Here is a 25,056-nt window from a genome sequence, read left to right as displayed (position 1 = left end):
ATTAGCGAGGAGTGTGCCAACGCTACCTAAAGCGAGCGCTGGTGCGGCGCAGCGAACCAAGCCGTAGCGGCGTGCGAAGCCGGATGTGACTTTTTGTTTCAAATCTGTACAACGCGCCGCATCGAGGTCCGCGTTTCGCGGGCTTGTTTCAAACGACCGGAGCCGTTGATGGTATTGGCCTGGCGCGTGTCAACGGGGTTCACGCAGCGGGTGTCCCGGAGGCGAAATAGCCTTGCCATGGGCGTTGCGATGCGATGTCCGCGATGTGCCGGAATTGATTCAGATGTGTTCAATGCGTTGCGTACGTTGCCGCACGGAGTATCTATTCGACGACCCGGAAGTCGCAAAAAAACCAACAGTGATTCCCTCAGGCAGACACATGGGTTCGCGAAGTGTGAGGTTTTATGCGGCTCGCGCGCGATACCTAGATCAGTGCGACAAGCTAGCGATAAAAGGTGGCGGATATCGCATTGATCGCGCGCACTTCACCCGCGGGTGTCGCGCATGTTGCATCAGCGTTAACCATTGAGCTGGATGCGTGGGCAACGATTCGTTCTTGCGACGCCACTGACGTCAGAGGAATCAGAGGCACGATGACGGGGCGATGTGGAGCGAGATGGAACCAGTCGCGCGCGCCACGATAGTGTGGGTCGATGATATGAACAAAGCGTGCAAAGCGTTTTGTTTCGATGACGAGCTGCCAGCCGTCGCCACGGCGCTGGACGAGGGCAGTCAGACCGATGTCGTGACGCTCGCTCATGCGCCGATCGGGCAGATGAAACGCCTCGCAAACGATTTCTTCGCTTGCCGCCTCGCGCAGTGTCGCCAGCGTGACATCATGCGCGCGCGGGCCGAATCGGTAGGCATGCGTAAAGTCGAAGAACTGGCCGAGGCATGCGGCCGCGCCGACACGTTGCGCGCTGCGCGGCGGCAACTCGACGGGGCAACTCGCGGACACGACCTTCACGCTGCCATCGCGCAGGCAGACCAGTTCGAGTCGTCCGCTAAACGTTTGTGCGCGTTCGTTGATCAGGTGGATATCGAGGCCGTTGAGGCCTTCGTCGGTCAGCGTGATCTGGACGGGTTGCAATGTGTGCGCGAGCCCGTGTAGCGCGCTTTTGGGCCGTCCTGTGGCGTCGATCACACCCCAGCCTGCGCCCGCGCGCAGATCCTGCAATTGCCAGACCAAACCGCCGGCACAGGTCGAGTCCGCGCGCCGCCATTCGGCGAACACGTCGCTCATCACCTCCGCGACCACCGCGCGCGACAGATCCAGATAACGCACGGGGTCTTCATAGCGCAACTGCGCCGGCTCCACGCCGTACAGCGTGCGCAGGTAGTGGTCGCGCACGTCGTCGAAATCCCAACCGGCGCCAGGGTCGCGCGGCACGGCGGCCTTCCAGCGCGGATCGTGCGAATGGATCGTGCCCAGCGCGTCGTGCAAGGTCGCGTCGTCCGGTACGTTGGCGAAGGCGAGGCATTCGGCGGCAAAGCGCACCTGCGCGCGGCGCGCGTCGTCGAGCGGCCGCTGATAGGCGCCTACCCCGTAGTAGTGCGTCACGCCTTTGTCGGTGGAGAACGGCCACGTTCCGCCCGTAGGCGAGTTGGGGACATACGGCACGTCCGGCCGTTCGCGCGCGGCGATCGCGGGTAACAGTTCAGTGAACACGGCTTGTGCGCGCAGCGAAGGCGGCAGGCCGAGCATGGCCGCCTGCTGGTCGGCTTCGCTGCCACCGCACAGTACGGCGAGCGCTGCGAAGCGTCGTGTGCGGGTCAGAAACTGCGCGGCTTCCAGTTCGATCGACGCACGGAAGGCCGCATCGTTCGGGTAGTCGAAATTTGCCAGCGCGAAGTCTTGCCAGACGAGCAGGCCGTATTCGTCGGCGAGCGCATAGAACGCGTCGGACTCGTACACCATCGTGCCGCTCACGCGCAGCATATTCATGCCGGCCGCGCGAGCCAGTTCGAACGTGTGACGCAGTTGCGCTTCGGTGCCGGCGAGCGTCACGAGGTCCGCGCTGGTCCAGCACGCGCCGCGGCAGAACACGGGCACGCCGTTCACGTGGATGGCGAAGCCCATACCGTCGGCGCCGCGTTGCACGTCGATGCTGCGAAAGCCGATCGAGCCTAGAGAGTAAGAATTTGAGCGATCGTCATCGAGTTGCAACGTCAAAGGATATAAAGTCGGCTCGCCGTGCGTGTGGGGCCACCAGCGCTCGGCGTGCGGCACGCGCACGGCGCCGGTCAAGGTATAGGCGTCACGCCATTGCAAAGACGAAATAGCTGCGCCGCATTTGAGCGTCGCGCCGTCAGTCGCGACATCGTGTGGATACGCGAAACGTAGCGTGAGCGAAACAATGCCGTCATCGCCATCGACGCGGCTAGCCAGGTCGACCGTGTCGAATGCATGCGGCGCGTCGCCCAGCAGTTCGACTGGGCGCCATGGACCGACCGCCTGAATCGACGGGCACCAGCCCGGCATATGGCCGAGCAGTGTGGTGCGCACGTTGCGCAGCGTCGGCGGCGAAACGAGGCGCGGCCGCCAGCGCGCGCGCGGGCGTTTTGCCGTCAATGCGGCTGTCAGTGCGCGAAAGCACAGCGCCAGTGTCGCGCTGCCATTCAGTTCGATGTCCAGATCATGTGCGACGAACATCGAATCGGAGTCGAGGCGCCGCACATCGTCGAGCCAGACTTCGGCGAGCGTGGCGAGGCCGTGCAGCCGCAAGCGGCGTTTGCCTATGCCGGTGAGCGTGACGCGATACCAGTGGTCGTCGAACGCGAGGGGCGGAGGGTGAGCGGCGTCCAGCAGACCTGCGGCGCGCCGAGCGCTTGCGACGGTGCCAGGCACCGGCGCAGCGAGCCAGCCATGCGCGGGCAGCGCCGCAGGCGACCCGCATGCGCCCGCCGGCGTGCTGACACACTGCCAGCCGGTGTCGAGCCGCTGCGGCCAGAGTGATGGCGTCGCCGCCTCGTCCGGTGCGGCCACGCATGTGCGCGCCTCCTCGGTTGGGGCGATCCGCGCGGCTTCAGCGAGTGAGGCGGCGATGGTGGTGGTTGCGACAGCATGCGCAATCGAACCATCGCCGCGAGCGTCATCGGCCGCCGCACCGTGCGTCAGTACATCCACTGCGAACCCCCAAAAAACGCTATATGGCGCGAGAAGCGCGCGTCATCGCACCAGCGCGGCGAGCGGTGGCAAGGTCGCTTCATAGGCGCTTTCGAGCACGTCGAAGCAGTCTTCGCACGCATCGCGCCGTCTGCGCGCGATGGCTCGCACGAGCCGGAACTGCATCACCATCGACTCCGACGCGATGCGCTGCGCCGCGGCCGGGATCGACGCGGGCATGTCGAAGCCTTGCGCGGACAGCCACAGCAGATACTTCGACAGAAACTCGAAGTTCGCGCCGAGCTGCCGCATCAGGTTGAACGAGTACGGATGGAAGAACGCCTCGCCGCGTTCGAGCAGCATGTCGAGATGCGCGGGAAACGCGGCACGCCACGACGAAATCGGATTGACGAGCGGCCTTCGCTGCAGATGCGCGCACAGCAATTCCGCCGACGTTTCCGCGAGCGCGGCGCCTTCGAGCGCGGGCCGCGCCTGTTTGGCGAATTCCACATATGGAAACAGCAGATCGGGTTGCTGTGCGAATTGCGGAAGTTTGCGGAACACGCCGTCGTAGTCCTCGCCGTCGAGCAGGTGATAGCCGGTGTTGTGGAAATAGCCGAGGCGGCGCGCGGCGGGATCGATGAAGTCGATGCCCACCGTGGTCTTCGGATGCTCGCGGCGATACGACGTGGCGCGCGTGTTCGGCAAGTAATAGCCGTCCACCTCCACCAGCACCGTATGGCCGCGCGTGGTCTGCGCGAGCACGCGCGCTTCGAGCGAATCGTAGATGGCCAGTTCCTGCACTTGGGTGCCGTACAGTCGCTCGATGTCGTCGAGCGGGAATTTGAAGAACGTGAACTGGTCGCCTTCGAAATCTTGTGTGACGGTAAAGGCGAACGCCGCGCGCGGGTCGAGCCCGAAGCCATGCAACAGTTCGATCCACAGATCGACGTAGCAGTTGGTCTCCTGCCACACGCGCTCGCCCTGATGCAGCGCGTGCGGCACGTGTTCGCGCAGGCGCATGCCGGATCCCGGCGCGGCGGCGCTGTCACGCGCAGACACCTCGACGCGCCGGGGCATCGGCAAAGCGCTGGACGGGCTCATTGGCGTGGATGTCAGAGACGGGTTCATGCGCCACCTCCGGTGTGTGCCGCGCTCGCCTGCAAGCTCTGCAGGCCTTGCGCGACGCGCGCTTCGGTGTCGCCCCACAGCAGCGCGCGCACCTCGTCAGGCCAGCCGTTCACGTCGAGGCCATGATGACGGAACAGCGCAAGTGTGATGCGTTCCATGCCGAAGCCGACGCAGCCCGTATGCGCTACAGCACCGTCTGCGCAGACGATCTTCCAAATCGCGCCGAAGTGCTCCATGTGATAGTTGAACGACAGGCAGGCAGTCTTGCCGCGCGGATCGGCGATGGGAATCAGCAGTTCGAACTTCAGCGCCTGGGCGCGCTGACTGTCGGCGACGATCTTGCCGCCGCGGCCGAAGAAGGGATCGTTGGCGAGATCGATCTCGACCGGCAATTGCAGCAATGCCACCAGCAGCGAGCCGCGATCGATCCACATCTGCCGGAACGCCATCACCTGTTCCGCGCTGCCGAGGCGCACGTATTCGCGCTGCCGGAACATCTGCATGCGGCCCGGATCGAGCGACGGTTCGTGGCGGAAGCAGTACGACAGCACGTCGACCGTGCGGCCTTCAGCGGGCAGTGCGCCGCGCCGCGCCATCACCGGATAGATCGGATAGCAGGCGGCGGGCGTCAGCACCACGCGCGTGGGCTTTTGCTGCGCCATCCATGCGTCGCTGCGCTCGTCGTCGCTGTCGCTGTCGGTCAGCGCGTCGTCGAGCGCGCGCAGCAGGCGGCGGTGACCCAGGTCGTCGCCGCAGAACGAATGGATCGTGCCCGCGAGATTCGGGAAACTCTTCAGGTATTCGCTGTCTTCGAAGTCGGTGCGGCGCATCGCCGGTGGAAAGCGCAGCACTTCCGATTGCTGGTCCGCGCCCAGACGCGTGATCGCCACGTTCAGGCGCTCGAGCACATCCTCGAAAATCTGGCTGCGGCCGTACAGGCCGTTTTCACCGGTATCGATCAGCAGGCCCGCGGCCAGCAGTTCGTCGCGAAAGTCCGGCGCGGTGTTCGCGTCGGCAACGGTGCCGGCGGCAGCAGCGGCCGCGGCGGTATCGGTCATCGTGTTCATTCAGGCTTTCCCCGGTGCGGCAGGACGCTGCGCGAGCAACAGGCTCGCGGTGTTTTGCGCAATGCGGTCGTTATTGATCATGAGCGGCGCGGAGTGCAGGTCGCGCAAATGGCGTCCTACGCTGTACGGCGTGCCGTTCTTGTAGCCCGCCATGCCGCAGATCATCAGCACTTGCTGGACGACTTGCAGCGCGGTGGTCGAGATGCTGGTCTTCAACGTGTTCATGTCGGACGCGAAGCCGAGCAGCGCGGCGAGCGGCGCATCGGCCTGCGGACCGTCGTGCCGCGCCTGATGCGCAGCGCGTGCCGCTTCCAGCGCGACCGACAGGCGCGCCTGCATCATCTGCAGCAGGCCGACCGCTTCGGCAAGGCGCACGCCCGCCGGCGGAATCGAGCCGGGCGTCGCGCGCGCCTGAGCGCGGAAGAACGCCTTTGCGCGATTCACCGCGTCGATCGCGATGCCGGTCCAGACGGAGGCCCACAGCGTGTGCGAGACCGGCAGCATGGTCTGGTCGGCGATCTCGGCGAACGGCGTCGCGAGGATCTGTTCGGCGAGTCCCGTGGCGACCAGCCGGAAGCCCTCGCTGCAGGTCCCGCGCATGCCGAGCGCGTCCCATCCGCCACGCTTTTCGAGTTGCGTGTCATCGCGCAACGCGACGATCAGCACCTGGTCGGCGGCCGCCGACTCCGCGGTGCGGCGCGCGGTGACGAGAATGCCGTCGGCGTGCGCGCCGTAGGAGATCGTCGGTGCGAGCTTTTCGATCCGCAAACGCGGACCGTCGAGCTCGACCGAGCAGGCGCTCGTGCGCATGTTGCCGCCGATGGTTTCCTCGGAAGTCGCCGACGCCAGCAGCCATTGATGCTCGACCAGTTGCGCGAGCAGGCGCCGATGCCACGCCGATTCGCCACCATGCGCCTCGACGCAGGCGACCTGGATCTGATGCATCGCATAGATCATGGCGGTCGACGCGCAGCCTTGCGCGAGCGTCTCGCAGATCGCGCCGATGTCCGCGAGCGACAATCCCGCGCCGCCGCACGCGCTCGGCACCATCGCCGACAGCAGACGTTCGCGTTTGAGCGCGTCGAATGCTTCGCTGGGAAAGCGGGCGTCGCGGTCGACCGCATCGGCGAACTGCGCGGCTATCGCAGCGCAGCGGTGCGCGGCCGCGCGCCAGCCGGGCTCGGCTTCGACCGTCGTCAACGTGACGGCCGCTTCAGCGCTGTCGTGCGCTGGGGTTGCGGCGCTGGCCGCATCCGGCTGTGGGGCGCTCATGCTGCGGCCTTGCCCTGCTGCAATTCGGTGATCGCAGCGGCCATCGAATCGATGCTCGAGAAGAGCCGGCGTGTCAGCAGGCGGTCCGGGATCTCGACGTCGAATTCATCTTCGATGGCCAGCATCAGATGCACGGTCGCCAGCGACGACAAGCCCGCGGCGTAGAGATCGGCGTCGTCCGCGAGGCTGTCGACCGGCACGTCGAGACGGGCGGATTCGGAAATGATGCGTCGCAATGCAGTCTTCATGGTGCGGTGCCCCCTTGATGGTCCAACGGTCCTGAAATGATGTAGACGGAAAACGCGTGAGACGTGTGCGCTTTCCGCGTTTATCTGCCCGACCGAGATCGTTGCCGGGCTCCGGAACATATTTAAGGATTGAGAAAGCGGAGCGTCAGTGCGATGGCGCACGGAAACACGAGTTTCGCGGACGTACCGTGTGGACATGACAACGAGCCGGCATGTCGAGCCAGGCCGTCGAAGGTGGTGGACACCGTCACCCTCGTTGAACTTTCTGACCGGTGGGGAATGTGATGAATTGGAAGACGCTGGAGTTCGATCAGCTTTCGGCCCGCGAGTTGTATCTGATCCTGCGGGCGCGTAGCGCGGTGTTCGTCGTCGAGCAATCGCATGTCTGCCTCGATGCGGACGGTCGGGATGAAAATGCGCTGCACGTGTTCGCGGTGGAGGATATGGGAAGGCCGATGCCGATCCTCGCTTACGCTCGTGTGCAACCCGGCGACGCGGAAGATCCGGAAATCACCATCGACAAGGTGCTCACGAGTCCGCTGCGGCGCGGCGACGGCACCGCGGAGCTGCTGCTCGACCGTGTGCTGGAAGCGATCGCCGAACGTTGGCCCGGACACGCCGCGCGCGTGAGTGCGCCGCTCAATCTGCGCGGCTTCTATGAGCAATTCGGTTTTCGCAAGACGGAAGGGCCGTTTCTCGAACATGGTGTGCCGTTCATCGGTCTCACGCGCCAGGTTCGCAGCAGTCAGCCGCGCTTTGGCGCGCGGCGCCGTGCACGTGACGGTGAATCACTCGTCGATACATTCGAGCTACTGTAACGGGGCATTGCAGGATCACGAATCGGACCAGACCTGACATCGACGGGAACCGTTCATGAATCGTATCGTAGTACCAGGCAATTCATTCGCTCCGCGCGTGGGCGTCTCCGAAACAACGGCGCGCTTTTCCGTGCAGCCGGCGATTCTCGCAGGCGGGCCCGGCACGCGGCTTTGGCCGTTGTCGCGCGAGCGCAATCCCAAGCAGCTGATCGATCTGATCGGCGACGAATCGCTGCTCGAAGCCACGCTGCGCCGCCTCGACGAGGCGTTCGTGGTGGCCGCGCACGACATATCGTCCGTCGCCGCGCTCGCGACGGCCACGCCGCTGGTGCTCTGCTGCGAGGCGTTGCACCAGCAAACGCGCGAGCGCCTCGAACACTGCGGCCAGCGGGTGCGCATGGTGCTCGAGCCGGTGCCGCGTGATACCGCGCCCGCGCTGACCGTCGCCGCGCTCGCCGCGCGCGCGGCGGCGGCTGGCGATGATCCGATCATCGTTGCGCTGCCCGCGGACCATCTGATCGCCGATCACGCCGCGTTCGGCGTGGCGCTCGCCGAAGCGCTCGCGCACGCGGCGCGCGGTGCGATCGTCACGCTCGGCGTGCCGCCGCGGCACGCGGCAACCGGGTACGGCTATATCCGCACGGGTATGGCGCTCGGCACGCACGGCGCGCGCGCGATCGAACGCTTCGTCGAGAAGCCCGATGGCGAAGAACTCGCCGAACGTTATGTCGCCTCCGGCGAGTACTGGTGGAACAGCGGCATGTTCGTGGTGCGTGCGTCGGTGTGGCTGGCGGCTGTCGAGCTGTGTGCGCCCGTGATCGCGGCGGCGTGCGCGGACGCTTTCCAGCAGGCCAGCGTCGACGACGACGGTGCCCTGCATCTCGGGCGCGACGCGTTCGCCGCGTGTCCGTGCGATTCGATCGACTACGCGGTGATGGAGCGCGTCGCCACCGATGCGCGGTTCGTCGGCGTCACGGTGCCGCTGGTGGCGGGATGGTCGGACGTGGGTGCGTGGGACTCGGTGTGGGACGCGTCGGCCAAGGATGGCGCGGGCAACGTCGCACGCGGCCGCGTGATGTTCGACGGCTCGACCGACAGCTTCGCGCATTCGGAAGGGCGCCTCGTCGCGTGTGTCGGCGTGAGCGGCGTGGTGGTGGTCGAAACCGCCGACGCGGTGCTGGTCGCCGCGAAGGATCGCGTGCAGGACGTCAAGGCGATCGTCGGCAGGCTGAAGGCGGAGCGCAGCGGCGAAGCGCAGGAGCATCGCAAGGCCGGGCGGCCGTGGGGCTTTTCTGATTCGCTCGACCGCGGCGAACGCTTTCAGGTGAAGCGCATCGTCGTCAAACCGGGAGGGCGCCTTTCGTTGCAGATGCATCATCATCGCGCCGAACACTGGATCGTCGTGCGTGGCACGGCGTTCGTCACGCGCGGCGAGGAACGCTTCCTGCTCTCGGAAAATCAGTCGACCTATATCCCGCCCGGCGTCGCGCACCAGCTCGAAAATCCGGGTAAGACATCGCTCGAAATGATCGAGGTGCAATCGGGCGGCTATCTCGGCGAGGACGACATCGTGCGCTTCGACGATCCATACGGCCGCGATCAGGCCGGCACCGAGGCGGGTGAGGGCGCGTCGTTTTGACGTGTACGGCGGGCGTATCCGGCCGTGCGGTGCCGTCGGGTCCGATGAGCGTGCCGCTGCAACCTGGCGCGCGCACGTGGCCTTCGTTTGCGAATGGCTTGAGCGCCTGCGATCACGCAAGCCGACGTCCCCGGACCGCGCGTCTCTCTTCAACCGCCGCCACCACGGAGCCGACCGTAAGTTCTCCCAAATCAGACAATTCGCGCCGCTACGTGCGTATTCGCACTATGAACATTTTTCAACACAGGCACGCTTGAGGCACAAGCTTATGGCCGATCGAAACGTTTTGCGTTACACGAACGAAACAATTCATCAGAGGGATAACCCTGTCAGGAAGTGTCCCAACTGGCGCAGATGTTTTGAAGCTAGCAACGTATCGTCAAGAACTGCTGCACCTATAAAAAACGATACGCCAGGGCCGCTCAATTCAACAGGCTACGCGGGGTGAACACCGCTTCGGGGAGAGTGCCATGGAACAGGCAAACAAAGATCGATCGCTGGTCAGCAAGGTGATGGACGGACTCGTCACCGGCATCGTCGAAGAGAAGTACGGCGCGATCCTGCCACCGCAGGATGTGCTGTCGAAAGAGTTCGACGTCAGCCGCACCGTCATGCGCGAGGCGCTGTCGATGCTGCTCGCGCGCGACATGCTGGACGTGCGGCCGAAAATCGGCACGCGCATCCGGCCAATGAGCGACTGGCGCATGATCGACGAGGACGTCGTGAACTGGCGTTTTCGCGCGAAGCCCGATCCGCTGTTTCTGCGTGACGTGATCGAGTTTCGCATCCTGATCGAACCGCGCGCGTCGGCGCAGGCGGCCGCGCGGGGCAGCGCCGCGGACATCGCGGGCATTCGCGAGGCGTTCGAGGCGTTTCGCGTGATCCGCCCGGGCGAGGCCAGCTATCAGGAAGCCGACGAACTGTTCCATACCCGCATCGTGGTGGCGAGCGGCAATCAGTTCTTCAAGCAGATGGCGGCGATCGTGCGCGGCGCGCTCTCGACGGTGAACCCGATCGTCACCGACAAGGACGGCCTGTGGGAGGGCGCGGTGAGTTCGCATCAACGCGTGCTCGAAGCGATCGAGCGGCGCGATCCGAACGAAGCCGAAATTGCGTCGCTGGCCTTGATCGACTTTACGGCCGGCGAAGTCGGCGGCAAATTTTCAACGGAGCCACCCACGCGCGTCTGAGCGCGGATACGGTGGCCTGGTTTTACTGCGAGCTCTCCTGCGGGATACAGCGGATCACGGCAGACGCCATCGGATCTCCACGCGTGCACGTTCGGCATGCGCGACAATAGCGCCTGTTCCGAACCGCATGGACCCGAAGAAACGATGACGATTGCAACGCAGGAAAAGCCCTCGAACCGCGTGATTCGCTGGGGGATTGTCGGCACGGGCCGGATTGCCCGGCGCTTTGCGCAGAGCCTCGCGCATGTGCCGCATGCGCGGATCGGCGCGCTGTGGTCGCGTCGCGCGCAACCGGCGCAGGCTTTTGCCGAAGAATTCGGCGGCGAGGCGTGCGCGAGTTTCGACGCGCTGCTCGCGAGTGGGATCGACGCGGTCTATATCGCCACCGTCCAGGACAGTCACGCCGACTATGCGATCGCCGCGCTGCAAGCCGGCCTGCACGTGTTGTGCGAAAAACCCGCCGCCATCAACCGGCCGCAACTCGAGCGCGTGCTCGATGCCGCGCGCGCCGCGCAACGGCTCTTCATGGAAGCGATGAAGCCGCCGTTCTACCCGCTCTACAGACAATTGCGCGAGCATCTCGCGGCCGAACCGATCGGTGACATCGGGCTCGTGCGTGCGGGCTGTTCGGTGCCGGGCGTGCCGGACGATCATCCGTCGCTGTCGTTCGAGCATGCGGGCGGCGCGCTGCTCGATATCGGCGTCTACGAAATGTTTCTCGCGGTGGACTGGCTCGGCGCGCCGCACGAAGTGCAGACGCTCGGGCGGCTCGGCGCGACCGGCGTCGATACGTTCGCGAGTCTGAATAGCCGGCACGAGCGCGGCATCGCGCAGCTTTTCTGCGGGCTCGATCTGCATGGCAAGGGCGATGCGCTGCTGATGGCCCCCAGCGGCCACGTGACGATTCACGAGCCGTGGTGGAATCCGTCGCGCGCGACGATCCGCTACGCCGACGGCCGCGTGGTCGAACTGGACGCGCCGTTCGAAGGCGGCGGTCTGAACTACGAGACCGCGCACTTCTGCAAGCTGATCCGCGCAGGGCTGCTTGAGAGCCCGGTGATGCCGCACGCCAGATCGTTGCAGATGATCGCGATGGCCGACGCGGCGCGTGCGACGCTGGGGCTGAAGTTCGCCGGGGAGTGAGTGCAGCGGGGGCGGCGCCGAAGACGCGCCGCCGCGCGCTGCGATGGTACGATGCCCGCGGGTGCGCCGCTGCGCCACGCTGCGTGTGCGCACGCCGCTTTCGAATTTCTTCCACTGGAGCCTCGCCATGCGCATGCTCGGCAAGCTGTGGCGCGAGAGCAGGAGCCTCGTCGCGTTTGTTTTCCTGATGGTGCTGTTTCGCAGCGCCGTGGCCGACTGGAATGTCGTGCCGAGCGGCTCGATGCTGCCGACGATCCGCATCGGCGACCGGATCTTCGTCGACAAGATGGCCTACGATCTGCGCGTGCCGCTCACGCATATCGCGCTCCTGCATCTGCACGATCCGCAGCGCGGCGACATCGTCACGATCGATTCGTCGGCCGCCCACGAGCTGATGGTCAAACGCCTGATCGGCTTGCCCGGCGACAGCGTCGCGATGCGTGAGAACGTGCTGTATGTGAATGGCGTGCGCGCCGATTACCAGCCGCTGAAACTCGCGCCGCTGTCGGGCGATGCCGTGTCTCACGGCGATTATCTGACCGAGCGTTTCGACGGCGTCGCCCATGCGGTGCGGCTCGCGCCCGACGCGCCGAGCCCGCGTGATTCGTTCGGTCCGGTCATTGTGCCGCCGGGCAAGTATCTGATGCTCGGCGACAATCGCGACGACAGCGCCGACTCGCGGTACTTCGGCTTTTTCCCGCGCACGGAACTGATGGGCCGCACGCGGCGCGTCGCGTTCTCGCTCGATCCGGAGCACTACTACGAGCCGCGCTTCGGGCGCTTCGGCGCGCCGCTGGACGCGGCGTCACCGCTCGCCGGCCGCTAGAGCGGCCGAGCGCGAGGGGGGCGCTCAGTGGCGCGACGGCAGCGCAAGGCGCCGTTCGTACCAGCGCTGCGCCCATTCGAGCACCTGGCACAGCACCCAGTACACCGCGGCGGCGGCGAGATAGAGCGGCAGCGGCTGATAGGTCGACGCGATCATTTCCTGCGCGCTGCGCAGCAGTTCGGTCACGGTGATCACCGACACGAGCGAGGTGTCCTTGATCAGGCTGATCAGACTGTTCGACAGGCTCGGCACCGCAATGCGCAACGCTTGCGGCGCGATCACGTAGCGCAGCGTCTGGCGGCGCGAGAGTCCGAGGCTATAGGCGGCCAGCCATTGGCCGCTGGGAATCCCGAGAATCGCGCCGCGCATGCTCTCCGACAGATACGCCGCCACGTTCGCCGACAGTGCGATCACGCCAGCCGGCGTCGGATCGAGCGAAATGCCGAAGCTCGGCAGGCCGTAGTAGATCACGAAGATCTGCACCAGCAGCGGCGTGCCGCGCATGATGCTCACGTAGATGCGCGCGATCCAGTTCAGCAGCCGGTTGTGGCTGATGCCCATCAACGCGAGCATGGCGCCGGCAATCAGGCCGAAGATCATCGACAGAACCGCGAACTTGACCGTCAGGACGGCGCCCTGTGCGAGCACAGGAAGCGATTGGACGAGCAGGGAGGTGGTGGACATGAGCGGTGGTCTGGTTGGCGCACAAAGCGCACATCATAAACTTTGGCGGGCGTTAAGGCGCGCTTGCCGTGGGGATTGAATGCGTGGGGGGGGCGCGCGTATCGATAGAGACGGGGGCGGCGCGATCGGGAAGCGGCTTTCCATACGCCGTCGGTGTGGCGCTGCGCGGCTTGCGTCATGCGCTGCGAGGCGTCTCGCCACGCAGCAGTCTGCGGGCAACGCGCCGGTCCAGCGGCGCTTACGCGCGGGCGAGGCGGGCTCACGCAGCATGCATGGGCGCCATGCCGCAAAAACGCGAAGGGCGGCATCGCCGACGATGCCGCCCTTCGTTTTACACCGCGTGTCTTACTTGATCGGCTTGCTGACGTCGATACCGAACCACTTGTCCGAGATCTTCGCGAACGTGCCGTCCGCTTCGAGCTGGGTCATCGCATCGGCGATCGCCTTGGCGAACTTCGGGTTGCCCTTCCTGAACGGAATGCCCGACGGGTTGCCCGCGCCGACGTTCGCGCCAGTGCGCAGCGGCAGCTGCGAGTTCTTCAGCAGGTACGCAAGCATCAGACGGTCGTTGAGCGCCGCATCCAGCCGCCCGGCGGCCAGATCGCGCAGATACTCGGGCGCGCCCGGATACGTCTTCACGTCGATGCCCGGCACCGACTTCGCCATGTCCATGTAGTTCGTGCCCAGACCGACGCCGAGCTTCTTGCCCTTCAGGTCTTCGAGCGTCTTGAACTCACGCGTGTCGTCTTTACGCTGGATCAGCTGCGCGGCCGAGTACGTGTAAGCCGGCGAGAAGTCGAGAGCCTGCTTGCGCGCGTCGGTGATGCCGACCTGGTTGACGATCACATCGAACTTGCCCGCCTGCAGACCGGCGATGATGCCGCTCCATTCGGTCGTGACGAATTCCGGCTTCACGCCGAGCTTCGCGGCGACCGCCTTGGCGATGTCGACGTCGTAGCCGACCAGTTCACCCGACGGCGCCTTCGAGTTGAAGGGGGGGAAGGTGCCTTCCAGACCGATGCGCAGCGTGCCGCGCTGCTTGACCTGGTCGAGCAGGTCTTCCGCGTGCGCGGCGGCGGTGAACGACGCGCCGATCAGACCGGCGACCAGAAGCTTTTTAAGCAGGCCAAATTTCATCGTGTTCCTTTTTGTACGTCTGGCGTTTTAACGGACGAGAGCTTAACTAAAAGGCTATCGAAAACCAAAATATCGTTTGCTTATGTCTATATTGCCCGGTGGGTCGAAGCCTCAAGCTGGCCCGGGCCATGACCGATCGCGACTCAGCGCAGCGCCTGCGCGCATTCTGCCACCAGCGCGGGACCGCGATAGATGAAGCCGGTATAGAGCTGCACCAGCGACGCGCCGGCCGCCAGCTTCGCGCGTGCATCCTCGCCCGAGAAAATCCCGCCGACGCCAATGATCGGCACCGTCTCGCCCACCTCGGCGCGCAGCTTGCGGATCACTTCGTTCGAGGCGTCGAACACCGGCCTGCCCGACAGGCCGCCGGCTTCGTCGCCGTGCTGCATGCCAGCGACGGCGGTGCGCGACAGCGTGGTATTGGTCGCGATCACGCCTTCGAAACGGTGGCGCAAGAGCGTGTCGGCGATCGACTTGACCTGTTCGTCGTCGAGGTCCGGCGCGATTTTCAGCGCGAGCGGCACTAGCTTGCCGTGCATGTCGGCAAGGCGCTGCTGTTTGTCCTTTAGCGCTGCGAGCAGCGCGTCGAGTTCGCCCGCGCCTTGCAACTGGCGCAGGTTCTTCGTATTCGGCGACGAGATGTTGACCGTCACGTAGCTCGCGAACGGGTACACGCGCTCGAGGCAGTACAGGTAGTCTTCGGCGGCGCGCTCGATCGGCGTGTCGGCGTTCTTGCCGATGTTCAGCCCGAGAATGCCGCGGTAGCGCGCGGCCTGCACGTTCTTCACGAACTGGTCGACGCCTGCGTTGTTAAAGCCCATCCGGTTGATGACCGCGTTCGCCTGCGGCAGGCGGAACATGCGCGGGCGCGGATTACCCGGCTGCGCGCGCGGCGTCACGGTGCCGACTTCGATGAAGCCGAAGCCAAGCGCGGCCAGTCCGTCGATGCACGCGCCGTCCTTGTCGAGACCCGCCGCGAGCCCGACCGGATTGCGGAACGTAAGCCCCATCACGGTACGCGGCGCGTCCGGCACATGCGGCGCGAGCACGCCGGCAAGGCCGGCGCGGCCGGCGGCGCCGAGCATGCGCAAAGTCAGGTGGTGAGCGTCTTCCGCGTCCATGCGAAAGAGTTGGGCGCGAATAAGCGGGTAGAGGGGACTGAACACAGGACGAAGCCGGGCGGCCGGAAAATGAGAACCCGTCATTTTACCGGTTTTGCGTTTTAATGAGACCGATTCACAGAATCGGCGGCGCCGCTGGCGCGCGACGCCGGCGTTGAATCAGCAGCGAGGCGAACGGCGCGCCGTGTTAAGGCCTGAGCGGTCCGCGCTTGCCGTGAATCGCCAGATCGACCGGCGGCAGATCGATGCTTGCGGGATCGAGCACGCGCCACGCGCCGTCGATCAACCCTTCGAGCGGGCGGAAATTCGCCTTGTACGCCATCTTCGGGCTCTCGCGGATCCAGTAGCCGAGATACACGTACGGCAGCTTCAGGCTACGCGCCTGTTCGATCTGCCAGTAGATGTTGTAGGTGCCGAAGCTGGTTCGCGTGAGCCCCGGCTCGAAGAACGTGTACACGGACGAGAGCCCGTCGCCGAGAATGTCGATCATGCTGATCATGCGCAGGATGCCGGCCGCCTCCGGCCGGTCCGGCAGCGGCTCGCGGAATTCGACGAGGCGCGAATTGATCCGGCTCTGCAACAGGAACTGCTCGTACTGGTCGCGGCTGTCACGGTCCATGCCGCCGCCCGCATGCCTTGCCGACTGGTAGCGCATGTACAGCGCGTAGTGTTCTTCGTCGTAATGGAGCGGCGCGACGGTGGCGACCATCTCGCCGTGCTTCTTCCACACGCGCCGCTGCGTGCGGTTCGGCTCGAACTGTTCGACCGGCACGCGCACTGGCACGCAGGCGCGGCAGCCGTCGCAATACGGCCTGTACGTGAAGACGCCCGAGCGCCGGAAACCCGCCTTGACGAGATCGGTATAGACGTCGGAGTTGATCAGGTGACTGGGTGTGGCGACTTGCGAGCGCGCGATGCGGCCGTCCAGATAGCTGCAGGGATAGGGCGCCGTTGCATAAAACTGCAACGCTGAAAGCGGAGAAAGAGGCAGCTCGTTGGGATGAGTCACGTTGGCAGCTCGCGAAGCGTCTCTGGTAATGCGAACCCGGCACCCTGCAGTTTTGTCACCCGCGGCTCGGTGGACGGCGGGTCCGGATTCGGCCTGATTCTTCCTTCCTACGCCGCCCGCGTGACGATCTCGAGTAACGCGGTCTTGTCGAAGCGCCAGGGAATGGGCGCTGCGTCGACAGACGCGCGAACATGCGCGATGAACGCCTTGCGCGCTATCTCGCGACCGCCCAGCGATGCCAGATGCGACGTGTTCTGCTGGCAGTCTATCATTTCTATTTCGTGACGGCGCAAGTGGCCGACCAGTGCGGCCAGCGCGATTTTCGACGCGTCGGTGGCCTGCGCGAACATCGATTCGCCGAAGAACATCTTGCCGAACGACACGCCATACAGGCCGCCCACGCGCTTGCCTTCGAACCAGCTTTCGATGCTATGCGCATCGCCCATCCGGTGCAGCGACGAATAGGCTTCGACCACGTCGGCGGTGATCCACGTCCCGCGCTGTCCGCGTCGCAGCGCTTGTGCGCAGGCGCGCATCACGGCGGCGAAGTCATCGTCGACGCGGATTTCCCACGCGTCGTCGCGCAGCACCCGCCTGAGCGTCTTGCGTAGCGACGGCGACAGTTTGAATTCGGCGGGACGCAGGATCATGCGCGGGTCGGGGCTCCACCACAACACCGGCTGGCCGTCCGAATACCACGGGAAGATGCCGCGCCGATAGGCGTCGATCAGCCGTGAGGGCAACAGATCGCCGCTCGCCGCGAGCAGGCCGGGCGCGCCGCTCGTCGCGCCCAGTGCACGCTCGACGGACGGGAACGGATCGTCAGTTCCGAGCCAAGGGACCATGCGCGCCGCTCAACCTTCGCGCAGCGAGCGGAAGATATCGCCCGTGTGCAGGCCAAAGCTGCCGGTGGCGCGGTCGGCGAAAAAGAACCGTAGCGTCTGGCCGACAGTGGGGAAGGCGATCTCGTCCCACGGAATTTCGTGTTCCTCGAAGAGTTTGACTTCGAGACTTTCCTCACCAGCGGCGATTTCTAGATCGAGCAGGCGCGCCATGTAGAACAGATGCACCTGATGCACGTGCGGCACGTTCAGCAGGGAGAACAGGCTTTGCACTTCGACGCGCGCGCCGGCTTCCTCCAGCGTTTCGCGCGAAGCCGCCTCGGCGGTCGTTTCACCCATCTCCATGAAGCCCGCGGGCAGCGTCCAGTAGCCGTAGCGCGGTTCGATCGCGCGGCGGCACAGCAGCACCTTGTCGTCCCAGACCGGGACGGTGCCGACCACGTTACGCGGATTCTGGTAATGCACCGTGCCGCAACTGCCGCAGACGAAGCGCTCGCGGTTATCGCCCGGCGGGATGCTCAGACTGACGCCGTGGCCGCAGACAGAACAGAATTTCATAGGAAGGAGACGAGAAGGAGTGATGGGAGTTTATCACCGGGGCGGAGGGTTAATTGGGACGAAGGCCCGTGGCGGAGCAAGCGTCGGAATCGCCCGTGAGGCGTGGACCTGATCGCTTCGGAGTCCGGATGGACGGGCGGCGTGACGAGATGGCCGTGGCCGGCGTCACGCGTATCGTGCGGAAATCTGATGCGTAGTAGCGCGTGGAGGATCTGGAGCAGATCGCGCAAAGACAAAGAGTCACGCGGGGGGAACGTGCGGGATGCACAGCGCAAGAGCCCGCCGGCAGCGCAAAACAAAAAAGGCCTGCCGGTTTGGCAAGCCTTCAATGTTTTTCGACGATTTCAACCGGTTGATGCTCTTGGTTGCGGGGGTAGGATTTGAACCTACGACCTTCGGGTTATGAGCCCGACGAGCTGCCAGACTGCTCCACCCCGCGTCCGTCGAAGAAAAGATTATAGGGCAAAGCTTACGCTAGTGCAACAGCTATTTAAGAATCGCCTTCACTTCGCGCGTGGCGCGGAGCACTGCACGATACGCCGCTTGCGCGGATCCGACGTCGCCGCACGTATCGGCCACGTCGCATGCGGCAAAGACCGTCATGAACGCTGCGCTAGAATCAGGTTCTCTTTGCGCGGCTCGCTGGGCGTTCACGCCGGACCACGAACAACGGCGAGCGCCTCAACTCCTACCTTGCTCTGAACCCCATGGATATCGCTCACGATCTGCAGGTGATTGCCGCTCAGGAACACGCCCTGGTGTTCCCTCAATTCGATGCCGACCGCGCATGGCAAATTGGCGCCTATCTGCACGAGGTCGCGAAGGCGCGCGGCATCGCCGCTGCGATCGATGTGCGCACCTTCGGCCAGCCGCTGTTCTTCAGCCTGCTCGGCGGCGCGACGCCGGACAACGTGGATTGGGCACGCCGCAAGGGCAACACGGTCGCGCATTTTCGCCGCAGTTCGTATGCGATCGGCCTGAAGATGCAACTGGCGGGCAGCACGCTCGCCGACAAGCACGGCTTGCCGAACACGGAATACGCCGCCCACGGCGGCGCGTTTCCGTTGACGGTGGCGGGCGCGGGGGTGATCGGTTCGATCACCGTGTCCGGTTTGCCGCAGCGTGCCGATCACGAACTGGTGGTGGAGGCGCTGTGCGCGCATCTAGGCCACGACTACAGCAAGCTCGCGCTTGCCAAGGTCTGATGCAATGCGGGTGCCGCCCTACGCATTGCTGGGCATCGCGATCGTCGCCGAGGTGGTTGCGACTTCCGCGATGCGAGCCTCGGAAGGCTTCTCGCGGCTCCTGCCGTCGGCGATCGTCGTGCTCGGCTACGGCGTGGCGTTCTATTGCCTGTCGCTGACGCTGCGCAGCATTCCCGTCGGCATCGTCTACGCGGTGTGGTCGGGCGCGGGCATCGTGCTGATCACGCTGGTCGCGCTGCTGCTGTACCGCCAGGTGCCCGACGTGCCGGCGATCATCGGGCTCGGACTGATCGTCGCCGGCGTCGCCGTGTTGAACATCTTCTCGAAGATGCAGGCGCATTGATCCAGCGAAGCGACGCAGCGTCCGCCGGTGATCAGGATCTCGTGCGCCGCATTGCCATGGTCTAAGTTGAGCGTGACGTCGGTGCCCGCCGTTCAGTGGCGCCAACGTTGGGGATGGCGCTTACTTGCAGCGCACGATCATCGAACGGTTTTTCACGTTGGCCGATACGACGTTGGTGATGCTGCCGCCCGCGGTGCCGCCTTCGTCGTTATCTTTCGACACGATCTCGTAGCCGGTCGCGCCGCATGCGTTGCCGGCCTGCACGTAGCAGGAGGCCCAACTGGAAGCGGCGTCGGCGCCGCTGCAATTCACCGCGAAACCGGTCTGGCCGTTCGGCAGGTTGATCAACGAGGTCGTGTTCGACGATGCGCAACCGGCGAGACCCGTGCCCAGCAGCACGGCGGCGGGCAGGGCGGCCGACAGCGCAACCCGGCGGAGCAGCGCGAGCGCGGTAGTGGATCGGAAGCGGCCGGCGCGGCGCGGTTGAGTCCGCAGTTGCGTCATAAAATGCATCGTGATGATTTCCTTTCTGGTGGTCGGGTGGTTCGTGGGCTCGACGCCGCCACGCGACGTGCGCGCCGACAGCTAGGGCGTCTCGATCGTGATGCCCGCTGCGCTGACCAGCCGGCGGCTTTCAGCGCCGCTTTCGGTGGCCGCGTCTTCCCAGATGCTGATGGCTTTCGGAATGTCGATGCCGTGGCTTTCGGCATACGCAAACCACTTGTTCGCCGCATCCGGCTCGGGCAGTTCCTGGTTCTGTAGAAAATATTTTCCCATATTGCGCTCGTCGCCCTCGAAAATCGCGTCTTGCGGCAGCACGGATCGTGCCGATGTCGAAGTTCGACCCGCACGACCCGAACAAGTGCAATGCGCAGCGACGGCCGATACGCTTCCGGTAGAACTTATCGGTGCGCGAGGCGCCTTACTTACTGGCTGTTTGCCAGAAGCGCATGCGTGCGACGGCATCTGCGGACCTGCGGCGAAGCGCAGGCCGACGCGCTGCGCGCCGCGCGCTCCATCAATCGCAACGAGGAGGAAGACTATGGCTGAACGGGTCAGCGGACCTTATCGCGGCTATTACATCAGCGCCGCCGCGCGCTTCGTGCCGGCCACCGATGCGCCGGAGGCGGGCGGCACCTACGTCGGTTCGGTGAGTCTCGCCGAACACGGTCCGGACGATCCGCGCCGGATGGAAACGCTGCTGGATCTCGGCGGAGAGCAACGCTTCGGCAGCGAGGCGGACGCGCTGGTTTTCGTTGAACAGGCGGCGCGCGACTATGTCGACCGTCTATTGGGTGGACACTGATGCCAGCACGGAATACGGGCAAACTCGCCGCTGCAGGCCCACAAAAAAACGCACCCGAAATCGCGCCCGATAACTCAGAAGAAAGCTCCGCAGCCCGCTGGACCGCGCTCGGGCCGCACGAGTACCATAGCGGGGTTGGCGGCGCGCGGCCAGTTCTGGCCGGCGCCGCCTTCGTGCCGGAACCTTCTGATGAGGCGACCATGGAAATTCGGTTTCCCGCGGACGCGCCTGCCTACCGCGGCTCCAATCTGACCGTAGTCTTTCCCGCGCTGGTGGACGGCGAGCCGGTTCCGTGCGCGATTTCGGTCGAAGCGCTCGAAGACCACTTCGGCGCCTACACGGAGGACCGCGAAGGCTGGCTGCGCGCGTTCGATGCCGGCCGTCCGCGCATCGAGGCCGTGGCGCGCGAGCACTTGCAGATCAGCAACGGCACGCCTGTGCTGCTCAGGAGCGGCCATTTCCCACCCGGTAAGCTGGCGGACTAGTCCGGCTCTTGCCCGCCTCATACGTGCGACACATTCGTGCGAACGCGCGGTAACGATAAAGTCCGATCGACCCGCGCCGGTTTCGCTGGCATGCGCGGCCCCAGCGCGGGCTGCGCCATTCAAACCGTTTTCGTGGCGCTTCGCTGCGTCGTGCCGTGAGCCGATGCCGCGTCGCGCGCGGCCTCGACGCAGCGCCGGATCCCTTCCTCGTACGGCGTTTTGACGATCGACCCGATCAGCCTCGTCAGCGCGGAATCGTCGAGCACGACCGGCTCGGTCATCAGGTAGTTCATCTCCACCAACTCGCGCATCAGCGGATTGACGAGGCCGAGCACGCGCAGCAGGGTCTTGCCGGCCACCATCAGCTTCGGTGCCCGGCCCGTCAGCGCGTAAGCCTGCCGCGCCACTTCGCGCTGCGTGAGCGTGCCAGCGCCGGCGAGGTGCCACCAGCGTCCATAGGCGTCGGGCGTGCGGGTGAGCGTCTCGACCACGGGCCCGATGTCCGGCAGGTAAATGAATTCGTGCGGCACGTCCAGCGGGCCGATCATCTGTGCACGTTTGCCGGCGGCAGCGCCCTCGAACACGCCGTTCAGCAGGCTGCGCTCGATGCAGGGACCGTAGAAGTCGGGCAGACGCAGCACCAGCGTCGAGAGGCCGTGCCGGCCATGCGCCGCCAGCACGAGATTTTCCTGCGCGAGCCGCATCCGGCCTTTGAATGTGTGAGGCTCGCGCGGATGATCCTCGTTGATCGGATTGCTGCGCGCGCGGCCGTACGGGTACACCGTGCCGATCAGGATGAAGCGCTCCACGCCCGCGGCCACGACGCCGGCGAGCGTTTTTTCCATCAGCGGCGGATGGGCGGCGAACTGGTCGTACGGCACACCGACCAGGTAGATCACGGTCTGCAAGCCGGCGGCCGCCGCGCGAATCGACGCGGCGTCGTCGGGATTCCACGTGACGATTTCGGCGCGCGGGTCGTGGCCGAACGCCGCTTCGAGCGGCTCGCGCGAGCGGCCGACGACGCGGTAGTCACGACCCGCCGCGCTCAAAGCCGCCGCGATGATTCGACCGGCCGCGCCCGCAGCGCCGAACAAACCCACTTTCCCTGACTCTTCCATGACGACTCCTCGCAGGCGGCGCCGAATCGCGCTCGCACATTCAGATGACGATTGAAAATTTACTAAACACTGTTCAGTAAACGGTGTTCAGTTTAAATTGACTTTTCAGTTTGTCAATCTGAAAATGTCCGGCATGGGAATCACCGAACGAAAAAGCCGCCAGAAACAGGCGCTGCGCGAACGCATCCTCGATGCTGCGCGGCGCATCGTCATGCGTGAAGGTTTCGCCGCGCTCTCGATGCGCAAGATCGCCGACGCCATCGAATATTCACCCGCCACGCTGTATTTGCATTTCGCTAGCCGCGACGAGATTGCGCGTGCCTTGTGCGCGGAGGGCTATGCGCAATTGCTGGAGACCTTCATGCCGCTCGCGGGGATCGTCGATCCGGCTGAGCGGTTGAAGGCGCTCGGGCGCGCTTATGTTGCGTTCGGCGTCACCCATAGGGAGACGTATCGACTGATCTTCATGGAGGATCAGAGTTATATGGGGGCGGCGCTGGCCGGCGCGGGAGCTTCGGTTGCAGATAAGGCCAAGGCGCTCACCGCGACGAACGCAATGGCACCGGCGACGCCGCCGGCTAGCGAGGTGAGCGACGACGCAGCCGCCACCACCGCCGACGCCGACCCCGGCGCGACTGCATTGCACTTGATGATTGCGGCGCTTGAAGCACTCAAAGCGGCGGGGCGCCTGCCGGTTTCGACGGATACCGCTGTGTGGGCCGAGGCATTCTGGGCGACCCTGCACGGCATCGTCGCGCTGAACCTCACGTGTCCGGTGTTTCCAACCGCACCGCTCGATACGGTGGTGGACATCGCACTCGACGCCTGGCTCGGCACATCACAAGCGGGCGCCTCGCCATCGCGCCGCGTCGCGAGGACGGCCGGTGCGGGGAGGAAACCACCCGCAGACATGCAGACCACATCGCCCGCCGATCGCGGCAGTGCCCCGTCGTCGCCGGGCTCGGGCGGCAAGCCGGGCAAAGCGCCGCGAGGCAAGACCCACAGTCCGGCCACGAAGCGCAAAACCACGGGCGCGTGATAACGTTCAGTTCCACTTCACTCAGCGCCGCTGCGCCTCGTACGCCATGTCCATCTCCGCCTCGCCCGCCGTCAGCGACGAAGTCGCGACTTACATAGCCAACCGCATCGGCTTCATCGAACTGGAAAGGCCGAAGGCGCTGAACGCACTGTCGAGCGGCATGATTCGCGCGATCCACGCGGCGCTCGATCAGTGGCGCGACAATCCCGACGTGCTCGCCGTCGTCGTGCGCAGCCCGCACCCCCGCGCGTTCTGCGCGGGCGGCGATATCCGGTTTCTGTACGAGTCGGCGCAGCGCGGCGAGCATGACACGCGCGACGTGTTCTTCACCGGGGAATATCGTCTCAATCACGCGATCTTCACTTATCCGAAGCCGTACATCGCGTTGATGAATGGCGTCGTGATGGGCGGCGGCATGGGCATCTCGCAAGGCGCGCATCGCACCGGCGGCCTGCGCGTGGTCACCGGCTCGACGAAGATGGCGATGCCGGAAACGCGCATCGGGCTCTTTCCCGATGTCGGCGCGAGCTGGTTTCTGGCGCGCACGCCGGGCGCGATCGGCCGCTACCTGGCGGTGACCGGCGAGACGATCGGCGCGGCCGATGCGCTCTACGCGGGTCTCGCCGATGTGTATTTCGACGATGCGGCATTGCCCGCGCTGCTCGACACGTTGCGCAGCGAACCGTTCGAGCGCGGCGCGGACGTGGTTGCATGCATCGAGCGGGCGGCGCTCGCCCAGCATGTCGTGCCAGCGCCGGAGGCTTCGTCGCTGGCCGGCGCGCGTGTGTTGATCGACCGGCATTTCGCGTTGCCCGATGTCGCGCGGATCCTTGCGTCGCTCGAACAGGAGCGCGCCCATGAGGGCGAGGCAGCGGAGTGGGCCGAACAGATGATCGGCGTGTTGCGTGAGCGCTCACCGCTGTCGATGGCGGTGTCGCTGGAAGTGGTGACGCGCGGGGAGGGGTCGATGGCCGACGTGCTGCGCCGCGATCTCGATCTGACGCGCTCGAGCTTTCTCGTGGGCGACACGCTCGAAGGCATTCGGGCGCGCATCATCGATAAGGACAACGCGCCGCGCTGGCGCTTTGCGCGCATTGAAGACGTGAGCGCGGCCGACGTGGAGAAAATGTTCGAGAGCCCGTGGCTGGCGGACGAACATCCGTTGCGTGACTTGCGCGGTTAAAGAGAGGAGTGAAGTGAACGGGTTTATGCGGGCATGGTTGCGGGCATCAACCTGCAAGTGCGCTGGCGTGAAACCCGCAAAGCCCGCAACACTACAAGTCGACCCTTCAGCGTGTCAGCGCGTATCGCCGCAGTCGACTCTCCGCCAGGCCCCTCACTCTTCGTCTTCGCTCGCCATAAACGCGCGCATGAACACCAGCGCGCCCCAGCCCCACATGGCGTTCGCCGCGAACCCCACCGCGAGGCGCGGCAGCATGTTGCCGCTCGGCCAGATGCCGCGCAGCGGGTCGATCACGAACACGCTCGCCGCGGTCAACACGACGCCGCCGAACACGAAGGCCGGTACCCACGGCGCGCGCCGGTGCGGTGCGACGCGCAGCAGCCATGCCATCAGCACGGCCCAGAACGCGCTCCAGATTGCATTCGCGATGAACTCAGGCAGTTCCAGCGGTAAGAACGGCGCTGTCGAAAAACCGGTGGGATCGATCATGCCCGCTGCGTGCATCAGCGCCAGCGTCGATTCGTGAAAGAACAGGGATGCCAGAAAACCGGCGACGAACGGCAGGATGAGTTTTTGCATGCATTGC

Annotated in this window: 26 protein-coding genes and 1 tRNA gene; 11 read left to right on the top strand and 16 right to left on the bottom strand. The window is 65.2% G+C overall.

Features of this window, described 5'->3' with window-relative positions; genetic code table 11:
* Positions 1-442 precede the first annotated feature (442 nt).
* From HV770_RS01665 to HV770_RS01645, 5 genes are all read right to left on the bottom strand, one after another.
* Positions 443-2,986, bottom strand: a complete 2,544-nt coding sequence (locus HV770_RS01665; protein ID WP_175158020.1) for a glycosyl hydrolase 2 galactose-binding domain-containing protein — start codon at positions 2,984-2,986, stop codon at positions 443-445.
* Between the two features lie 183 nt (positions 2,987-3,169).
* Complete coding sequence (locus HV770_RS01660; RefSeq protein ID WP_425497362.1) at positions 3,170-4,129, bottom strand: DUF1839 family protein; 960 nt, start codon at positions 4,127-4,129, stop codon at positions 3,170-3,172.
* Positions 4,130-4,233: 104 nt separating this feature from the next.
* Positions 4,234-5,304 carry an amino acid--[acyl-carrier-protein] ligase gene (locus HV770_RS01655; protein WP_175157786.1) on the bottom strand — a complete coding sequence of 357 codons (1,071 nt, stop codon included), beginning with the start codon at positions 5,302-5,304 and terminating at the stop codon, positions 4,234-4,236.
* Positions 5,305-6,576, bottom strand: coding sequence for an acyl-CoA dehydrogenase family protein (locus HV770_RS01650; protein WP_175157785.1), 1,272 nt, complete (start codon positions 6,574-6,576; stop codon positions 5,305-5,307).
* Positions 6,573-6,824, bottom strand: a complete 252-nt coding sequence (locus HV770_RS01645; RefSeq protein ID WP_121318550.1) for an acyl carrier protein — start codon at positions 6,822-6,824, stop codon at positions 6,573-6,575. Before HV770_RS01645 ends, HV770_RS01650 begins: the two co-directional genes overlap by 4 nt.
* A gap of 284 nt (positions 6,825-7,108) precedes the next feature.
* Between HV770_RS01645 and HV770_RS01640 the strand changes: the two genes are divergently transcribed.
* The 5 genes from HV770_RS01640 to lepB all read left to right on the top strand — a co-directional run bounded on the left by HV770_RS01640 (position 7,109) and on the right by lepB (position 12,440).
* Entirely contained in the window at positions 7,109-7,642 is a 534-nt protein-coding gene (locus HV770_RS01640; RefSeq protein ID WP_175157784.1) for a GNAT family N-acetyltransferase, read from the top strand.
* A gap of 55 nt (positions 7,643-7,697) precedes the next feature.
* Positions 7,698-9,281 carry a mannose-1-phosphate guanylyltransferase/mannose-6-phosphate isomerase gene (locus HV770_RS01635; protein WP_175157783.1) on the top strand — a complete coding sequence of 528 codons (1,584 nt, stop codon included), beginning with the start codon at positions 7,698-7,700 and terminating at the stop codon, positions 9,279-9,281.
* A gap of 470 nt (positions 9,282-9,751) precedes the next feature.
* Positions 9,752-10,471, top strand: a complete 720-nt coding sequence (locus HV770_RS01630) for a FadR/GntR family transcriptional regulator (RefSeq protein ID WP_175157782.1) — start codon at positions 9,752-9,754, stop codon at positions 10,469-10,471.
* 144 nt (positions 10,472-10,615) lie between these two features.
* A complete protein-coding gene (locus tag HV770_RS01625; RefSeq protein WP_246290667.1) occupies positions 10,616-11,614 on the top strand; it encodes a Gfo/Idh/MocA family protein in 999 nt (332 codons plus the stop codon).
* 127 nt (positions 11,615-11,741) lie between these two features.
* Positions 11,742-12,440 (top strand): signal peptidase I, encoded by a 699-nt coding sequence (lepB, locus tag HV770_RS01620; protein ID WP_175158019.1) that lies wholly within the window; start codon positions 11,742-11,744, stop codon positions 12,438-12,440.
* Positions 12,441-12,464: 24 nt separating this feature from the next.
* On the opposite strand, the gene HV770_RS01615 is transcribed toward lepB, so the two are convergent.
* From HV770_RS01615 to HV770_RS01585, 7 genes are all read right to left on the bottom strand, one after another.
* Positions 12,465-13,124 carry an amino acid ABC transporter permease gene (locus HV770_RS01615; RefSeq protein WP_175157780.1) on the bottom strand — a complete coding sequence of 220 codons (660 nt, stop codon included), beginning with the start codon at positions 13,122-13,124 and terminating at the stop codon, positions 12,465-12,467.
* A 345-nt stretch (positions 13,125-13,469) separates the two neighbouring features.
* Positions 13,470-14,261 (bottom strand): cystine ABC transporter substrate-binding protein, encoded by a 792-nt coding sequence (locus tag HV770_RS01610; RefSeq protein WP_121318536.1) that lies wholly within the window; start codon positions 14,259-14,261, stop codon positions 13,470-13,472.
* Positions 14,262-14,404: 143 nt separating this feature from the next.
* Positions 14,405-15,466 (bottom strand): quinone-dependent dihydroorotate dehydrogenase, encoded by a 1,062-nt coding sequence (locus HV770_RS01605; RefSeq protein WP_175157779.1) that lies wholly within the window; start codon positions 15,464-15,466, stop codon positions 14,405-14,407.
* Between the two features lie 103 nt (positions 15,467-15,569).
* Positions 15,570-16,391 carry an arginyltransferase gene (locus HV770_RS01600; protein ID WP_175157778.1) on the bottom strand — a complete coding sequence of 274 codons (822 nt, stop codon included), beginning with the start codon at positions 16,389-16,391 and terminating at the stop codon, positions 15,570-15,572.
* Between the two features lie 107 nt (positions 16,392-16,498).
* The gene (gene aat / locus HV770_RS01595; RefSeq protein ID WP_175157777.1) at positions 16,499-17,236 is read right to left on the bottom strand and encodes a leucyl/phenylalanyl-tRNA--protein transferase; all 738 of its coding nucleotides are present in this window, start codon (positions 17,234-17,236) and stop codon (positions 16,499-16,501) included.
* 9 nt (positions 17,237-17,245) lie between these two features.
* Positions 17,246-17,791, bottom strand: a complete 546-nt coding sequence (locus HV770_RS01590) for an NUDIX hydrolase (RefSeq protein WP_175157776.1) — start codon at positions 17,789-17,791, stop codon at positions 17,246-17,248.
* A 362-nt stretch (positions 17,792-18,153) separates the two neighbouring features.
* Positions 18,154-18,230, bottom strand: a tRNA-Met gene (locus HV770_RS01585).
* A gap of 268 nt (positions 18,231-18,498) precedes the next feature.
* Between HV770_RS01585 and HV770_RS01580 the strand changes: the two genes are divergently transcribed.
* Together HV770_RS01580 and HV770_RS01575 are read left to right on the top strand one after the other, a co-directional pair.
* On the top strand, positions 18,499-18,996 hold the full coding sequence (locus tag HV770_RS01580; protein ID WP_175157775.1) for a heme-degrading domain-containing protein: 498 nt from the start codon (positions 18,499-18,501) through the stop codon (positions 18,994-18,996).
* A gap of 10 nt (positions 18,997-19,006) precedes the next feature.
* Positions 19,007-19,339 carry a DMT family transporter gene (locus tag HV770_RS01575; protein WP_425497361.1) on the top strand — a complete coding sequence of 111 codons (333 nt, stop codon included), beginning with the start codon at positions 19,007-19,009 and terminating at the stop codon, positions 19,337-19,339.
* Between the two features lie 120 nt (positions 19,340-19,459).
* Here HV770_RS01575 and HV770_RS01570 read toward each other — a convergent pair whose 3' ends face one another.
* A complete protein-coding gene (locus HV770_RS01570) occupies positions 19,460-19,852 on the bottom strand; it encodes a hypothetical protein (RefSeq protein ID WP_175157774.1) in 393 nt (130 codons plus the stop codon).
* Positions 19,853-19,924: 72 nt separating this feature from the next.
* Positions 19,925-20,116, bottom strand: a complete 192-nt coding sequence (locus HV770_RS01565) for a hypothetical protein (RefSeq protein WP_121319474.1) — start codon at positions 20,114-20,116, stop codon at positions 19,925-19,927.
* 265 nt (positions 20,117-20,381) lie between these two features.
* Here HV770_RS01565 and HV770_RS01560 point away from each other — a divergent pair, with 265 nt between their 5' ends.
* A complete protein-coding gene (locus tag HV770_RS01560; protein ID WP_175157773.1) occupies positions 20,382-20,645 on the top strand; it encodes a hypothetical protein in 264 nt (87 codons plus the stop codon).
* 200 nt (positions 20,646-20,845) lie between these two features.
* Positions 20,846-21,130, top strand: a complete 285-nt coding sequence (locus tag HV770_RS01555) for a DUF1488 family protein (protein WP_175157772.1) — start codon at positions 20,846-20,848, stop codon at positions 21,128-21,130.
* 119 nt (positions 21,131-21,249) lie between these two features.
* On the opposite strand, the gene HV770_RS01550 is transcribed toward HV770_RS01555, so the two are convergent.
* Positions 21,250-22,248 (bottom strand): NAD-dependent epimerase/dehydratase family protein, encoded by a 999-nt coding sequence (locus HV770_RS01550; protein WP_175157771.1) that lies wholly within the window; start codon positions 22,246-22,248, stop codon positions 21,250-21,252.
* A 133-nt stretch (positions 22,249-22,381) separates the two neighbouring features.
* Here HV770_RS01550 and HV770_RS01545 point away from each other — a divergent pair, with 133 nt between their 5' ends.
* On the top strand, positions 22,382-23,287 hold the full coding sequence (locus HV770_RS01545) for a TetR/AcrR family transcriptional regulator (protein WP_175157770.1): 906 nt from the start codon (positions 22,382-22,384) through the stop codon (positions 23,285-23,287).
* 46 nt (positions 23,288-23,333) lie between these two features.
* Positions 23,334-24,470: an enoyl-CoA hydratase/isomerase family protein gene (locus HV770_RS01540; protein WP_175157769.1), complete on the top strand. Its 1,137-nt coding sequence runs from the start codon at positions 23,334-23,336 to the stop codon at positions 24,468-24,470.
* 153 nt (positions 24,471-24,623) lie between these two features.
* On the opposite strand, the gene HV770_RS01535 is transcribed toward HV770_RS01540, so the two are convergent.
* The gene (locus HV770_RS01535) at positions 24,624-25,049 is read right to left on the bottom strand and encodes a hypothetical protein (protein WP_121318511.1); all 426 of its coding nucleotides are present in this window, start codon (positions 25,047-25,049) and stop codon (positions 24,624-24,626) included.
* Positions 25,050-25,056: the final 7 nt, after the last annotated feature.

Source organism: Paraburkholderia fynbosensis (genome assembly GCF_902859935.1).
Taxonomy (GTDB): domain Bacteria; phylum Pseudomonadota; class Gammaproteobacteria; order Burkholderiales; family Burkholderiaceae; genus Paraburkholderia; species Paraburkholderia fynbosensis.
The sequence above is the reverse complement of the archived record's forward strand: the minus strand, read 5'-3'. Positions and strand labels throughout refer to the sequence as shown.